General features: G+C 69.8%; 12 protein-coding genes. 5 read left to right on the forward strand and 7 right to left on the reverse strand.

The features are described 5' to 3' along the window. Positions 1–299 precede the first annotated feature (299 nt). The 3 genes from nth (at position 300) to DY218_RS02000 (ending at position 3,437) form a co-directional block, all read left to right on the forward strand. Positions 300–1,280, forward strand: coding sequence for an endonuclease III (nth, locus tag DY218_RS01990; protein WP_233521300.1), 981 nt, complete (start codon positions 300–302; stop codon positions 1,278–1,280). A 110-nt stretch (positions 1,281–1,390) separates the two neighbouring features. Then, positions 1,391–2,101 carry an NUDIX hydrolase gene (locus DY218_RS01995; RefSeq protein WP_199566589.1) on the forward strand — a complete coding sequence of 237 codons (711 nt, stop codon included), beginning with the start codon at positions 1,391–1,393 and terminating at the stop codon, positions 2,099–2,101. Positions 2,102–2,237: 136 nt separating this feature from the next. Then, positions 2,238–3,437 (forward strand): MarP family serine protease, encoded by a 1,200-nt coding sequence (locus tag DY218_RS02000; protein WP_128554120.1) that lies wholly within the window; start codon positions 2,238–2,240, stop codon positions 3,435–3,437. A 53-nt stretch (positions 3,438–3,490) separates the two neighbouring features. Here the strand turns inward: DY218_RS02000 and DY218_RS34755 are convergent, their stop codons facing one another. The 6 genes from DY218_RS34755 to DY218_RS02030 all read right to left on the reverse strand — a co-directional run bounded on the left by DY218_RS34755 (position 3,491) and on the right by DY218_RS02030 (position 11,560). Beyond that, positions 3,491–3,679 carry a hypothetical protein gene (locus tag DY218_RS34755; protein ID WP_128554121.1) on the reverse strand — a complete coding sequence of 63 codons (189 nt, stop codon included), beginning with the start codon at positions 3,677–3,679 and terminating at the stop codon, positions 3,491–3,493. A gap of 148 nt (positions 3,680–3,827) precedes the next feature. Further along, the gene (locus tag DY218_RS02010) at positions 3,828–4,763 is read right to left on the reverse strand and encodes an alpha/beta fold hydrolase (RefSeq protein ID WP_128554122.1); all 936 of its coding nucleotides are present in this window, start codon (positions 4,761–4,763) and stop codon (positions 3,828–3,830) included. Continuing rightward, positions 4,760–5,251 (reverse strand): phage holin family protein, encoded by a 492-nt coding sequence (locus tag DY218_RS02015; protein WP_128554123.1) that lies wholly within the window; start codon positions 5,249–5,251, stop codon positions 4,760–4,762. Before DY218_RS02015 ends, DY218_RS02010 begins: the two co-directional genes overlap by 4 nt. Positions 5,252–5,378: 127 nt before the next feature. After that, on the reverse strand, positions 5,379–6,743 hold the full coding sequence (gene nhaA, locus DY218_RS02020) for a Na+/H+ antiporter NhaA (protein ID WP_233521308.1): 1,365 nt from the start codon (positions 6,741–6,743) through the stop codon (positions 5,379–5,381). A gap of 326 nt (positions 6,744–7,069) precedes the next feature. After that, the gene (acs, locus tag DY218_RS02025; protein ID WP_128554125.1) at positions 7,070–9,085 is read right to left on the reverse strand and encodes an acetate--CoA ligase; all 2,016 of its coding nucleotides are present in this window, start codon (positions 9,083–9,085) and stop codon (positions 7,070–7,072) included. A 123-nt stretch (positions 9,086–9,208) separates the two neighbouring features. Continuing rightward, positions 9,209–11,560, reverse strand: a complete 2,352-nt coding sequence (locus tag DY218_RS02030; RefSeq protein ID WP_128554126.1) for a bifunctional SulP family inorganic anion transporter/carbonic anhydrase — start codon at positions 11,558–11,560, stop codon at positions 9,209–9,211. Positions 11,561–11,866: 306 nt separating this feature from the next. On the opposite strand from DY218_RS02030, the gene DY218_RS02035 reads away from it, so the two are divergent. Beyond that, the gene (locus DY218_RS02035; protein ID WP_128554127.1) at positions 11,867–13,162 is read left to right on the forward strand and encodes a polysaccharide deacetylase family protein; all 1,296 of its coding nucleotides are present in this window, start codon (positions 11,867–11,869) and stop codon (positions 13,160–13,162) included. Here the strand turns inward: DY218_RS02035 and DY218_RS02040 are convergent. Continuing rightward, entirely contained in the window at positions 13,128–14,162 is a 1,035-nt protein-coding gene (locus DY218_RS02040) for an ATP-binding protein (RefSeq protein WP_128554128.1), read from the reverse strand. The genes DY218_RS02035 and DY218_RS02040 overlap by 35 nt on opposite strands. A gap of 101 nt (positions 14,163–14,263) precedes the next feature. Between DY218_RS02040 and DY218_RS02045 the strand changes: the two genes are divergently transcribed. Then, positions 14,264–15,079, forward strand: coding sequence for a Fic family protein (locus DY218_RS02045; RefSeq protein WP_128554129.1), 816 nt, complete (start codon positions 14,264–14,266; stop codon positions 15,077–15,079). Positions 15,080–15,472: the final 393 nt, after the last annotated feature.

Genomic DNA, 15,472 nt, shown 5'->3' on the forward strand with positions numbered 1-15,472 from the left:
CAAAACAGTGTGATCAGTCACAAGTTTGCCGTACGGAAGAGGGGTGTCGTACGCCAGGGGGCCCAATCGGGGGCTGTTGCGCAGGCTCCGGGGCGGATGTCAGTGGCTGGCTCTACGCTGGCCGAGTGTCCAATACGCCGGTGAGAGCACAGGCCGAGGGGGCTGGGACCGTGTCCGCACAGCGCAGTTCCGCTGTGGGCGAACAGCCTGCGCCGCCCGCGGAAAAGCCCGCGAATTCCACGTCCAGGGGGCGATCCGCCCCGGCGTAGGCGACACAGCAGGCGGCGAAGACACCGAGGGTGACGAAGACACCGAGGGCGGCGAGGACGACGAAGGCATCGAACGCGAAGCCGGAACCGACGGCGAAGAAGGCACCTGAGACCGCGAAGAAGGCGCCGAGGAAGACACCGACCGCGAAGAAGGCACCACAGGCGGCGAAGAAGGCGACCGCGTCGGCGGACTCCGCCGAGCCCCCCAAGCCCGTCAAGGTCGTCAAGCCCGTCCGGATCTCCCCGGACGAGTCGCGGACCGCCCTGGTCCGCCGCGCCCGCCGGATCAACCGCGAGCTCGCCGAGGTCTATCCGTACGCCCACCCGGAGCTCGACTTCGAGAACCCCTTCCAGCTCCTGGTGGCCACGGTCCTCTCCGCACAGACGACGGACCTGAGGGTGAACCAGACGACGCCGGCCCTGTTCGCCGCGTACCCCACCCCGGAGGACCTGGCCGCAGCGAATCCGGAGGAGGTCGAGGAGCTGATCCGGCCGACCGGCTTCTTCCGGGCGAAGACCCGCTCGATCATGGGCCTCGCCACGGCCCTGCGGGACCGGCACGGCGGCGAGGTCCCGGGCCGCCTCGACGACCTGGTCAAGCTCCCGGGCGTCGGCCGCAAAACGGCGAACGTGGTCCTCGGCAACGCCTTCGGAGTCCCCGGCATCACCGTCGACACCCACTTCGGCCGCCTGGTCCGCCGCTGGAAATGGACCGACTCCGACGACCCGGAGAAGATCGAGGCCCTGGTCTGCGACCTCTTCCCGAAGAGCGACTGGACGATGCTGTCGCACCGGATCATCTTCCACGGCCGCCGCATCTGCCACGCCCGCAAGCCGGCCTGCGGCGCCTGCCCGATCGCCCACCTCTGCCCGTCGTACGGCGAGGGGGAGACCGATCCGGAGAAGGCGAAGAAGCTCCTGAAGTACGAGATGGGCGGCCTGCCGGGCCAGCGCCTCAAGCCCCCGCCGGACTACCCGGGCAAGCCCGCACCCCGACTGGGCGCCGCGTAGGACACCGGACACCCGCCGCTCGCGGAACGAACCGGAGGGCTGCACGCGTTGTCCTCGACAGTGCCCGCACGCAGAGCGTCGGCACGCAGAACTACGGAGAACGGAGGGGGATGCCCGTGACCCGCGCCAGCGAGGCCGCAGCCCGCAGCGGTGACGAGGTGACCGTCAGCCGGGAGCAGCTGCCCGAGTGGCTGACCCCGGTGGCCGCGGCCGCCGAGAGCGTCGCCCCGAGCGAGCTCAGCCGCTTCCTGCCGCCGGAGAGCGGCGCCGGGCGGCAGTCCGCCGTGCTCGTCCTGTTCGGCGAGGGCGAGCAGGGGCCCGAGCTCTTGCTCATGGAGCGGGCGAGCTCGCTCCGCTCGCACGCGGGCCAGCCCTCCTTCCCCGGCGGGGCGCTCGATCCGGAGGACGGCGATCCGGCCACCACCGGCCCCTTGCGCGCCGCGCTCCGGGAGGCCGAGGAGGAGACCGGCCTCGACCCGACCGGTGTCCAGATCTTCGGCGTGCTGCCGAAGCTGTACATCCCGGTGAGCGGTTTCGTCGTCACGCCCGTACTGGCTTGGTGGCGGCGGCCCAGCGCGATCGGGGTGGTCGATCCGGCCGAGACCGCGCGGGTCTTCACGGTTCCCGTGTCCCATCTCACGGATCCCGAGCACCGCGTGACGTCGGTGCATCCACGGGGACACCAGGGGCCGGCGTTCCTGGTGGGACCCGCCCTGGTCTGGGGTTTTACGGCCGGGGTGATCGACCGGATCCTGCACTTCGCGGGCTGGGAGAGGCCGTGGGACCGCTCGAAGCAGGTCCCGCTCGACTGGCACGCATGACAGGGTGGGCACTCGCGCCATGCGCCGCGGGGGCCACGACCGTCTGGATCCGGCCACCGGACTGGGCGGCCATGGCCAGGAAGAGTCGATTGGCCGGTAAGGGGCGGATCCGTGATGCGAGGCGAGGTTTGACTCGGTGAACGTGCTGGACTTCCTGCTCCTCCTCGCCGCCGTATGGTTCGCGATCGTCGGATACCGCCAGGGCTTCGTCGTGGGCATCCTCTCGGTGATCGGCTTCCTGGGCGGCGGTCTGGTCGCCATCTATCTGCTGCCGATCATCTGGGACGCGATGACGGACGAGCAGAAGGTGAGCACCGCCGCGGCCATCGTCGCCGTCGCCGTGATCATCATCTGCGCCTCGATCGGCCAGGCATTCACCACCCACCTGGGCAACAAACTCCGCAGGTACATCACCTGGTCGCCCGCCCGCGCCCTGGACGCCACCGGCGGCGCTCTGGTCAATGTGCTCGCGATGCTGCTGGTCGCCTGGCTGATCGGCTCCGCCCTGGCCGGCACCACGCTGCCGACGCTCGGCAAGGAGGTCCGTAACTCCAAGGTGCTGACCGGTGTCTCGCAGGCGCTGCCGGAGCAGGCGGGCACCTGGTTCGCCGACTTCTCCTCGGCCCTCGCGCAGAACGGCTTCCCGCAGGTCTTCAGCCCGTTCGCCAACGAGCCGATCACCGAGGTCCAGCCGCCCGACCCGAAGCTCGCGGGCAGCCAGGTCGCCGCCCGCGCGAAGAAGTCCATCGTGAAGGTCGTCGGTACCGCGGAGAGCTGCAACAAGGTCCTGGAGGGCACCGGTTTCGTCTTCTCCGAGCGCCGCGTGATGACCAATGCGCATGTCGTGGGCGGCGTGGACGAGCCGACCGTGCAGATAGGCGGCGAGGGCAGGCAGTACGACGCCAAGGTGGTGCTCTACGACTGGGAGCGCGACATCGCCGTACTCGATGTGCCGGATCTGAGGGCGAAGCCGCTGCAGTTCACCGACCAGGACGCGTCCAGCGGCAAGAGCGCCATCGTCGCGGGCTTCCCGGAGAACGGCGCGTACGACGTCCGCTCCGCCCGGGTCCGCGGCCGGATCAATGCGAACGGCCCGGACATCTACCACCGCGGCACCGTCCGCCGCGACGTCTACTCCCTCTACGCCACCGTGCGGCAGGGCAATTCGGGCGGCCCGCTGCTGACTCCGGACGGCAAGGTCTACGGAGTGGTGTTCGCCAAGTCCCTCGACGACCCGGACACCGGGTACGCGCTGACGGCCGACGAGGTGCGCGAGGACATCAAGCTCGGTCGCGCCGCCAAGCAGCAGGTGGACAGCGAGGGTTGCGCACTGTGATCTGAGGGGGGCGACGTGACCTGAGGGTGGACGACCCGAGGGAGCGGGCGGCCTCAGCGAGGGTGCCGCAGCCGGGCCGACACCCACCGCGCCCTGCGCCGCAGAATGCGGGGAATACCCACCGCATGCCCGGGATCGCTCTCCCCTCGGCCCTGGGGGCCACCACCCGGACGTGCCTGCGAGGCGGCCCTGGAGCGGCGGCGATTGCGTACTACGTCACTGTAGTCGTGCGTCCAGCCCATACCCGGACGTGTGCCCGTGGCCCATGGTCGGTAATCGCGGGGGTGCGGCCCAATCGGCTTATGCGCGGGGCAATTGGCGTTCGTAGCACAGAAGTTCACCCTCGGCGGAACGTCCCGCCGGTCCCGCTGGACGGTCGCCGGTCCCGGCCTACCGGTCGGGTTCCGGATCCTTCAGCCAGTTGATGAGCTCGGTGGAGAACGCCACCGGGTCCTCCTCGTGCGGGAAGTGCCCGAGTCCGTCGAACAGCCGCCAGCGGTACGGCGCTTCGACGTACTCGCCGGAGCCCGCGGCGCTGCGGGTGCGCATCACCGGGTCGAGCGAGCCGTGCAGATGCAGGGTCGGCACCCGTACCGGCATCTTCATCCGCCGGTTGAACTGGATGCCGTCCGGCCGCGCGAGCGAGCGCACCATCCAGCGGTAGGGCTCGATCGAGCAGTGCGCCGTGGACGGCACGCACATGGCTCGCCGGTACACCTCCACCGCCTCGTCGTCCGGAAGCCGCGGCCCCGACCACTCGCGGATCAGGCGCCCGGTCAGCGCGGCGTCGTCCGCGACGAGCCGGCGCTCGGGGATCCACGGCCGCTGGAAGCCCCAGATGTAGGAACCGGCCGCGGTCTGCTTGACGTCCGAGAGCATCGCCGAGCGCCAGCGCCGTGGGTGCGGCATGGAGGCGACCGCGAGCCGGCGCACCAGCTTGGGCCGCATCACGGCGGCGGTCCAGGCCAGATAGCCGCCGAGGTCGTGCCCGACGATCGCCGCGTCCGGCTCGCCGAGCGACCGTACGACCCCGGTGATGTCGAGCGCCAGATTCGCCGGGTCGTAGCCGCGGGGTGTGCGGTCGCTGCCGCCGACGCCGCGCAGATCCATCGCGACTGCGCGGAAGCCGGCGTCGGCGAGCGCGGTCAGCTGGTGCCGCCAACTCCACCAGAACTGCGGGAAGCCGTGCAGCAGCAGGACGAGGGGACCGTCCCCCGCCTCGGCCACGTGAAAGCGCGCGCCATTGGCGGCGACGTCCCGGTGCGTCCAGGGGCCGTCGATACGGACGGCCGAAACGGGCGCGGGTGGAGTGGCGGGTTCCGTCATGAGGACGAGCGTGCCACAGGCGCCGCGTCGACCGGGGTCGCGGCCGGCAGTTCGCTGGTCCCGGAGGGGACGGCGCGCGGATGCGGCTTGACGTTCCCCAGTACGGCGGCCGTCTCCTTGGCCGATGCCGCGACCTTCTGCGGGCCCTTGCTCTTCTTGGCCTTCTTGACGGAGAGGACGCCGATCAGCGCGAGCAGCCCGGCGACCAGGACGTTTGCCGCGAAGGAGAGCAGGAAGCAGACGGACAGATGCCAGCCGCTCCAGGCGTGGATGCCATACGCGAGGGCGAAGCTCAGCATCGGCAGCGAGAAGATGAGGACGGCCACCGCCGCGGCGAACGCTCCGCCGCCGATCCCGGCCCGCTTGGCGTCCTGCCGCAACTGGGCCTTGGCCAGCGCGATCTCATCGTGCATCAGTGCGGACATCTCGGCGGTGGCCGAGGCGACCAGCTGTCCAAGGCTGCGGTCGGCGCCATCGGCTGCGCTCATCGCGGTCTCCCTCTTCTCTTCTGCTGCGGTGCCCCGGCCGGACGGCCGAGTGCCCGGGGGCCTACCCGGTCATACCGGGTCTACCCGAGAGTACGGGGCCGGTCCGGCGTGCGGGCCTGGAGTCGAATCATGCCGGACCTCGGTCCTCGGCGCCGCTCGCGGCCGCCGAATCGGCGAGCTCACGGTGCTCGGCCGCCTTCCGTTCGTAGTACGCGGCCATCCGCAGGTGGTACGCCGGGTCGCCGATCTCGTAGATGTCGGGGATGCCCGAGTGGTCCTCGTCCCGCTCCTCCTCCTCGGTGAGCCTGCGGTACTTGGCGTTCCGGATCTTCAGCAGGACGCCGGACAGCACCGCGGCGATCAGCGAACCGCACAGCACGGCGGCCTTCACGCTGTCGGTCATCGGGCCGTCGCCTTCGAAGGCGAGTTCGCCGATGAGCAGCGAGACGGTGAAGCCGATGCCGGCCAGGGACGCGACGGCGAAGAGGTCGGGCCAGGCCAGATCGTCGCTCAGCTCCGCCCGGGTGAAGCGGGCGGCGAGCCAGGTGCCGCCGAAGATGCCGATCGTCTTGCCCACCACGAGTCCGAGGACGACCCCGAGCGTCTCCGGCTGCTCGAAGACCTTGCCGAGCGCGCCACCCGAGACGGCCACACCCGCGGAGAAGAGGGCGAACAGCGGTACGGCGAGGCCCGCGGACAGTGGCCGCACCAGGTGCTCGATGTATTCACCGGGGGATTGGGCCTCGCCCTCGCGGCGGGAGCAGCGCAGCATCAGGCCCATCGCGACACCGGCGATGGTGGCGTGCACGCCGCTGTTGTACATCAGCGCCCAGATCGTGATGCCGAGCGGGACGTACAGGTACCAGCCGCGTACGCCCTTCCGCAGCAGCAGCCAGAACAGGCCGAGTCCGACGGCCGCGCCGGCCAGCGGCAGGAAGTTGATCTCGCTGGTGAAGAACACGGCGATGATCAGGATCGCGAAGAGGTCGTCCACCACGGCCAGGGTCAGCAGGAAGGCGCGCAGCGCGGACGGCAGCGAGGTGCCGATCACGGCGAGCACGGCGAGCGCGAAGGCGATGTCGGTGGCGGTCGGCACGGCCCAGCCGCTCAGCGATCCGTCGCCGGTCACATTGACCAGGACGTAGACCAGGGCGGGGGCGATCATTCCGCAGAGTGCGGCGACGACCGGCAGGATCGCGGCCTTGGGGTCGCGCAGTTCGCCCGCGACGAGTTCCCGCTTGAGCTCGATGCCGGCGACGAAGAAGAAGACCGCGAGCAGTCCGTCGGCGGCCCAGTGCTGGATGCTCAGATCGAGGCCGAGAGCGTGCGGTCCTATGTGGAAACTGCGCACCGATTCATAGGCGTCGCGCAACGGAGTGTTCGCCCAGATCAGGGCGGCGACCGCGGCGAGGAGGAGCAGGATGCCGCCGACGGTCTCGGTACGCAGGGCCTCGGCGACGAAGTTCCGCTCGGGCAGGGACAGTGGACCCATGACCTTGCGGTCGTTGCGGGGAGCGGGCGCGGCCACGGTGCGATACCTCCGGAAGACGGGTACAACGAACTCGTTGCCGACCAGACTTCCCGGCGCACCTTGTCATGCGTCTCGTGTGACTGACGCTGGTCTCACCCTACCTGCCTGGTATAAGGCCGTACATGCGGCGATCTTCGCACCGGTGGGCGTCGGCCGCGCGGCGTGCACCCCGGCAGGTGTTCGGCGCGAACACCGGACAGGGCACCCGGCGGGAGGCCGGATGCCCTGTCGTGGCGATGCGGCGGCCCGCTGATGCCGAGCGGGCCGGGTGACTCAGTCGTATCGGCTCAGTCCTCGGAGGACGCCGACGGCAGCTGGGTCTGGATCAGGTCCATGACCGAGGAGTCGGTCAGGGTGGTCACATCTCCGAGCTCGCGGTTCTCGGCGACGTCCCGGAGCAGGCGGCGCATGATCTTCCCGGAACGTGTCTTGGGCAGCTCGGCCACCGGAAGGACCCGCTTCGGCTTGGCGATCGGGCCGAGGGTGGCCCCGACGTGGTTCCGCAGCTCCGCGATCAGCTCGTCGGACTGGTCGGCGGCACCGCGCAGGATCACGAACGCGACGATGGCCTGACCGGTGGTCTCGTCCGCGGCACCGACGACCGCGGCCTCGGCCACCGACGGGTGCGACACGAGCGCGGACTCGACCTCGGTCGTCGAGATGTTGTGCCCGGAGACCAGCATCACGTCGTCGACCCGGCCGAGCAGCCAGACGTCGCCGTCCTCGTCCTTCTTGGCACCGTCACCGGCGAAGTACTTGCCCTCGAAGCGCGACCAGTAGGTGTCGATGAACCGCTGGTCGTCGCCCCAGATGGTGCGCAGCATGGACGGCCACGGCTCGGTCAGGACCAGATAGCCGCCGCCACCGTCCGGCACCTCCCGCGCCTCGTCGTCGACGACGGTCGCGGAGATGCCCGGCAGGGCGCGCTGGGCGGAGCCCGGCTTGGTCTCGGTGACACCGGGCAGCGGCGAGATCATCATCGCGCCGGTCTCGGTCTGCCACCAGGTGTCGACGATCGGGCAGCGGTCGCCGCCGATGTTCTTCCGGTACCAGACCCAGGCCTCCGGGTTGATCGGCTCGCCGACCGAGCCGAGCACCCTGAGGCTGCTCAGGTCGAACTTCGCGGGGATCTCGTCGCCCCACTTCATGAACGTACGGATCGCGGTCGGCGCCGTGTAGAGGATCGTGACGCCGTACTTCTGCACGATCTCCCAGAAGCGGCCCTGGTGCGGGGTGTCCGGGGTGCCCTCGTACATGACCTGCGTCGCGCCGTTCGCCAGCGGGCCGTAGACGATGTACGAGTGGCCGGTGACCCAGCCGACGTCGGCGGTGCACCAGTAGACGTCGGTCTCCGGCTTGAGGTCGAAAACCGCGTGGTGGGTGTACGCGGCCTGCGTCAGGTATCCGCCCGAGGTGTGCAGGATGCCCTTCGGCTTACCCGTGGTGCCCGAGGTGTAGAGGATGAAGAGCGGCTGCTCGGCCTCGAAGGCCTCCGGGGTGTGCTCGGCGCTCTGTCGCTCGACGACCTCGTGCCACCACAGGTCTCGGTCCTCGTTCCACGCCACTTCCTGGCCGGTGCGGCGGACGACGAGGACGTGATCGACGCTGTCCACGCGCGAGACGGCCTCGTCGACGGCCGGCTTCAGCGCGGACGGCTTGCCGCGGCGGTAACCGCCGTCGGAGGTGATGACGACCTTGGCATCGGCGTCCTCGACGCGCTTGGCGATCGCGTCGGCGGAGAATCCGCCGAAGACCACCGAGTGGGCGGCGCCGATACGGGCGCAGGCCAGCATCGCGATGGCGGTCTCGGGGATCATCGGCATGTAGACGGCGACCCGGTCGCCCTTGCCGACGCCCAGCTCCGTCAGGGCGTTGGCCGCCTTGGAGACCTCGTCCTTGAGCTCGGCGTAGGTGATCGCGCGGCTGTCGCCGGGCTCGCCCTCGAAGTGGATGGCGACCCGGTCGCCGTGGCCCGCCTCGACGTGGCGGTCGACGCAGTTGTACGCGACATTGAGCCGGCCGTCGGCGAACCACTTGGCGAACGGCGGATTCGACCAGTCGAGGGTCTCGGTCGGCTCGGTGGCCCAGCTGAGGCGCCGGGCCTGCTCGGCCCAGAAGCCCAGACGGTCAGCCTTGGCCTGCTCGTACGCCTCCGCCGTGACGTTGGCGTTCGCGGCCAGGTCGGCAGGCGGCGCGAAGCGTCGCTCCTCCTTGAGAAGGTTGGCCAGGCTTTCGTTGCTCACGACATCTCCCTTACGGTGCTTTGTCGCTGGGCGACCGTTGTGTCCCAGGCCACAGCTCATCAGACGCCCGCCCCTGGTGACAAGGGCTTGTGGAAAACTGGTTTAGACCTGTGCGCCTTGTGCCGGGTGTGTGGCCCCGGAGGGTGGGGCCACACAGTCTCACGGAGCCCGGGACGCTCCGGTTCAGACGCGCGCCGCCTGCAGGCGCGCGGGAGCCACCACGTCGAACAAATCGTCCGCGCCGGTGAGCAGATACGCCTGCGCCTCACCCACGTGGAAGTACATCCCGTGCAGCGCGAGGCTCCCGTCCGCGAGTCTCCGCTCGACCGACTCGTGGGCGCGCAGATGCTCCAACTGCTGGATCACATTGGTCAGACACAGCTGCTCGACCGCGTCGGCCGGCGGACGGCCCGCGATCCGCGCCCAGTTGGGCCCCTGCCGCGACATCCTCTCCACGCTGGGAGCGCCGTGCCGCAGCCAGCGCCGCAACGGGGTGGCGGGCAGCTCGTGCGGATCGGCCGCCATCGAGGGGCCGTCCGCGGCGTCGTCCGCCCCGTCCGTACGCTGCGCACCCTGCAGCAGCGCCTGCATGCCGCCGCAGCCGGAGTGCCCGCACACCGTGATCGAATCGACCTCGAGCACGTCCACGGCGTACTCGATCGCCGCCGCCACCGAGTCGTCCCCGCTCTCCTCGCCGGGCGGCGGCACCAGATTGCCCACGTTCCGTACGACGAACAGGTCGCCCGGCCCGCTGGACGTGATCATCGACGTCACGACCCGGGAGTCCGCGCAGGTCAGAAAGAGCTGCGAGGGGCGCTGGCCCTCCTCGGCGAGCCGGGCCAGCTCGCCGCGCACCAGCGGCGCGGTGTCCCGCTGGAACGCGCTGATCCCGCTGGCCAGTTGATGCCCGCGCCGCTCGCCGTGCTCGGCCGGGCGCTCGCAACGGTGATTGCGCCAGGCCGTCCAGGGCCGGCAGCAGTGGTCGCCCCGCCCGGCCGGCTCGGCGATCCGCCCGCCGGAGCGACCGGTCAGCTCGACCGACCCCCCGTGCGTGGTGTGCGAATCCTGCCAGTCCTGCAGTGCCTCGTACGCGGCGTGATCCATGAACGAACCGTCCAACTCCACCACCGCATCCGCCGTATGCGGTACGAGATGCAGGGTCCGGGTCAGCCGGGGCACGGCGAGGAACGTCAACTGGCCGCGCACCCGCACATGGTGGACCCCTTCCCGCTCCTCATGGGTGATCCGGGTGCGCGAGAGCCGGTGCAGCGCCACCGCGACCGCGACGACGATGCCGATCGCCACCCCTTCCAGGACCCCGAGCAGGACGACTCCCACGGTGGTCGCCCCGTACACCAGGACCTCGCGATGGCGGGTGACATTACGGATGTGGGTGAGCGAGACCATCTGTACGCCGACCGCCATGACGAGCGCGGCCAGCGCGGCGAGCGGGATCAGATCGAGCACCGGAACCAGGACGAGGGCGGCGATCACCACCCAGATGCCGTGCAGAATGGCCGAGTTGCTGCTCACGGCACCCGCTCGGACATTCGCCGAGCTGCGTACGGCGACGCCGGTGACGGGCAGGCCGCCGAGGGTGCCCGAGACGATGTTGGCCGCGCCCTGGCCGCGCAGTTCGCGGTCGAGGTGGGCGCGTGGCACGCGTGGTCCGGACTTGCGGCTCGCGGCCAGCTTGTCGATGGCGACGGCGGAGAGCAGCGACTCGACGCTGCCGACCAGGGTGATGGTGAGCACCGCGGCGATGAGCCCGAGCACCGGGCCGTCGGGCAGTCCGACGAGCGCATGGCTGCTCCAGGACGGCAGATCGACCCGGTCGAGGCGCAGCCCGCCGATCGCGGCGACCAGCGTGGCCACGGTCACCGCGGCGAGCGCCGCCGGCACCGTGCGCAGCAGTCGCCCGGACCGGCCGGGGATCCTGGGCCAGCCGAGCAGCACGACCAGGGTGAGCGCGCTGACCGATACCGCGGCCGGGTGCAGGTCGGCCAGTTGGGAGGGCAGTTGGCGGACGTTGTCCACGACCGAGCTGTGCGGACTGCCGCCGAGCACGATGTGCAGCTGCGCGAAGGCGATCGTGATGCCGATGCCGGCCAGCATGCCGTGCACGATCGCGGGACTCACGGCCAGGGCGGAACGGGCCACTCGGAGGAAGGCCAGGCCGAGTTGGGCGAGCCCGGCGAGCACGGTGATGGCGCAGGTGGTGCGCCAGCCGTACTGCTGGATGAGATCGGCGGTCACCACCGTCAGGCCCGCGGCGGGGCCGCTGACCTGCAGGGGTGCGCCGCCGAACGCTCCGGCGACGATTCCGCCGACGGCGGCCGCGACGAGCCCGGCCTGCAGCGGGGCGCCGGTGGCCAGAGCGATCCCGAGGGACAGCGGGAGGGCGATCAGAAAGACGGCGATCGAGGCGGAGACATCGGCTCCGGCGATACGGCGGCGGCGCTGCGGCGGACCGTGCGGCCGCTGGTCGTGGGTGGGGCCGGAGTCGTCGGCGCGGGCGGGGACAGAAGCGGACATGTTTTCCCGTCTCGTGAGGGATCTGCGCATGGGTGTGCGCGGGACCGGCAGTGCGGAGAAAGGGGACGGTTGCTTGAGGGCGGCGGGAATCGCCAACTCTCAGTAAACGGACAGTAATGGAGAGTAAAGAATTGGGTCGGGCGAGCCGGGCAAATGGTGCATCCATTCACTCAACTGAGCGAATAGAGCATCTTTGCGGCTTGTCGTACCTTTCGCTCCGTTACGGCGTGCGATTTTGGCGGCGCCATCGGCAGGGCGGTCGCGCAGCTGCCGAAGAGACCCCGACCCGAAGGAAGAGGTGGGCGGATGAAGGCCGCCACCAGGAGACTTGCCGCGGGTGTCGCCGTCGCGGCCTGCACCGTGGGACTAGTCAGCTGCTCGGGCGGAGAGTCCGGGCAGCAGAAGAACGAAGGGGCGCACGGCCCCAAGAAGGCGGCGCCCGCCCCGAAGAGCGCGGTACGCCTGATCGGCGACGGCTCGACCGCGTACACCGGGGCGCAGCCGAAGCAGCCCAAGCCCGAGCGTCTGAAGCCCGGTCAGAAGCCGCCGCAGTTCGTGGTGTTCTCCTGGGACGGCGCGGGCGAGGACAGCCAGAAGCTCTTCTCGCACTTCCGCGAGGTGGGCAAGGCCAACAACGCCACCATGACGTACTTCCTCAGCGGCGTGTACATGCTGCCCGAGGGCAAGCGGGGTCAGTACAGCCCGCCGCAGCACGAGCAGGGCAGCTCCGACATCGGTTTCAATGACGCCCAGGGCATCAAGGACACCGTGGAGCAGCTGCGCGGCGCCTGGCTCGACGGCAACGAGATCGGCACCCACTTCAACGGCCACTTCTGCGGCAAGGGCCGGGGCGTCGGCGAGTGGTCCGTGGCGGACTGGAAGAGCGAGATCAACCAGGCCAAGTCGTTCGTCAAGCAGTGGAAGACCAACACCGGCGACAAGAAGGCCTCGCCGCTGCCCTTCGACTACGACAAGGAACTCGTCGGGGCCCGCACTCCCTGCCTCGAGGGCCAGCAGAACTTCATGAAGGCCGCACGCGAACTCGGCTTCCGCTACGACACGAGCGGCGTCAACAACCAGCTCTGGCCCAAGAAGAAGGAGGGACTGTGGGACCTGTCCATGCAGCTGGTCCCCGTGCCCGGCCGGGCCTTCGAGACGCTGACCATGGACTACAACTTCATGGTCAACCAGTCGGGCGGCACCACGAAGGGCGACCCCGCCAAGCACGAGTACTGGGGCGACCAGATGCGTGACGGCCTGCTCCAGGGCTTCGAGCGCGCATACAACGGCAACCGTGCCCCGCTCGTCATCGGGAACCACTTCGAGTCGTGGAACGGCGGCACCTATATGCGTGCCATCGAGGAGACCATCGAGCGCGTCTGCACCAAGAAGGAGGTGCGCTGCGTCTCCTTCCGTCAACTCGCCGACTGGCTCGACGCCCAGGACCCGAAGGTCCTGGAGAAGATGCGCAAGCTCGGTGTCGGCAAGGCGCCGAAGGAGGGCTGGCCGGCGTACCTCTCCGGCAAGCCCGCCCCGGCGCCCAAGGGCGTACCGGGCGCCCCGGCGGTCAAGCCGGGAGAGGGGCACAAGGAGCAGCACTGACTCCTGCGCCCTGACGGATCCCGTCACCGGGAACGAGACCCTCACCGAGTACGAAGGCGGGGTCGATCTGGTCCGCCAGATCGGCGCCCGTCTTCGCATTTCCCCAACTCGCCGCGTTCTTGCGGTGGAAGTGGACCATCTGGCGCGTGTAACGCTCCCAGTCCCGCTGCTCGTACGAGGCGTCCGCGGCTGCCGCCATCGTCCGCAGGGCGGTGGCGTTCGCCGGTTCGAGCCGGTCGAAGGGGTGCGGGCGGCCTTTCTCCATCGCGCGTACCCAGTCGGAGTGGGCGAAGGTGACGAGCAGGTCGTCGCCGACCTCGTCGCGCAGGAAGGCGATGTCGTCCTCGCCCTGCACCTTGTTCCCCACCACCGCCAGAGCGATGCCGAAGTCCTGGGCGTAGTTCTTGTACTGGCGGTAGACGGACACCCCCTTACGGGTGGGCTCGGCGACCAGGAACGTCAGGTCGAAGCGGGTGAACATGCCGGAGGCGAAGGAGTCGGAGCCGGCCGTCATGTCGACCACCACGTACTCGTCGCGGGCGTCGACGAGGTGATTGAGGCAGAGCTCCACCGCTGCGACCTTGGAGTGGTAGCAGGCGACACCCAGATCGGACTCGGTGAAGGGACCGGTGACCATCAAACGGGCGGCGGCGCCGTCGAGTTCCACACTCCGGGCACAGGCCGCGTACACCGGATTCTCCTCGCGCACCCCGAGCAGCCGCGAGCCCTCGCCGGGCGGCGTCGTCTTGATCATGGTCTCCGCGGACGGGATCCGTGGATTCGTGCCGCGCAGATAGTCCTTGATGAGAGGCAGCTGCGCTCCCATCGGGGGCAGCGCGGCGGCCTCCTCGTCGTCCAGACCGAGGGCGGCCGCGAGGTGCTGGTTGATGTCCGCGTCCACCGCGATGACCGGGGTCTCGGCGGCCGTGAGATGGCGGACGAAGAGCGAGGACAGCGTCGTCTTGCCGCTGCCGCCCTTCCCGACGAAAGCAATTTTCATGTTCACCAAGCGTAGTGGCGCGCTCGCGGTGGGTTGCAGTCCGGCGTGAAGAAGACCACTCCTTCGTGGGGCGGTGCCATTGGGTGCGTAGTGTCGTACTTATGAGTACGACAGCCGATCCGCTCTCCGTTCTCGGCTCCCTCCCGGGCGTCGCCGACAGCGTGGAGTCGGTGCGCAAGTCCGTCGACCGGGTCTACGGTCACCGGGTCATGCGGCGCCGCAGCAACGAGATCACCTCGGAGGCCGCGCTGCGCGGAGCCCGTGGCTCCGCCGCACTCGCCGGCGCCGACTGGGCGCTCGAAGAGGTGCGCAGGCGCAGTGACTTCGGCGGTAAGGACGAGGCGCGTGCGATCGGCGCGGCCCTGCGGCTGACCGCGGAGGCGGGGCAACTGCTCTCCATCTGGCGGCAGTCACCGCTGCGCGTACTGGCGCGTCTGCACCTGGTCGCCGCCGGGGTGCAGGACGAGGCGGTGGGCCGGCCGCGGCAGGCGGGCGAACCGGTCGACGAGCCGCTGATCGAGGTGGCGCTGCCCGATGCGGACGAGGTGGCGGGCCGCCTCGAGGGCCTGTCCCGGCTGATCGTCGAAGGCAGTTCGGCGCCGGCGCTCGTCACCGCGGCGGTGGTGCACGGTGAGCTGCTCGCGCTGCGGCCGTTCGGCTCCTACAACGGTCTGGTCGCGCGTGCGGCGGAGCGCATCGTGCTGGTCGGCAGCGGTCTCGATCCGAAGTCGGTGTGCCCGGCCGAGGTGGGGCATGCGGAGCTCGGGCGGGCGGCCTACTGTGCGGCGCTCGACGGCTATGTCTCCGGTACGCCGGAGGGGATGGCGGCCTGGATCGTCCACTGCGGCAAGGCTGTCGAGCTCGGGGCGCGGGAATCGACGGCTGTGTGTGAAGCACTGCAGCGCGGGGCGGCCTGAGCCTGAGCGGCAGTCGTAGCGCGCGAACGGCCTGAACAGGGTTGCGGCGGTACCGGTCCCGGTACCGCCGCTGGCATGTCCGCCCAGTTACCAAGCGTCCTCGTGTATTTGCCCATCAGGTCGGGGTCTTTGCCCGTTGCCTGGTGCGGCTGGCCCGTAATCGACGGGTCGACGTCGCGTGGGTGCTGTACGTCCATGCGCGGTCCGTGGGGCCAAATTGCGTTACTAGGTAATCCTCTCGGATGTCCTTGGTCTCGCGGGCCGTTGAATCCTTTGTACTCCTGTCACCCGGGATGCGAAAGCCCTGGACGCAGTTCTTTACTTTTAGCTTCAAACAGGTATAAATCGGGCGCAGAATATAAGGGACAGAAGCGGCGGTCGGGCTCGAGCCGG

Source organism: Streptomyces triticagri (genome assembly GCF_003429565.1).
Taxonomy (GTDB): Bacteria; Actinomycetota; Actinomycetes; order Streptomycetales; family Streptomycetaceae; genus Streptomyces; species Streptomyces triticagri.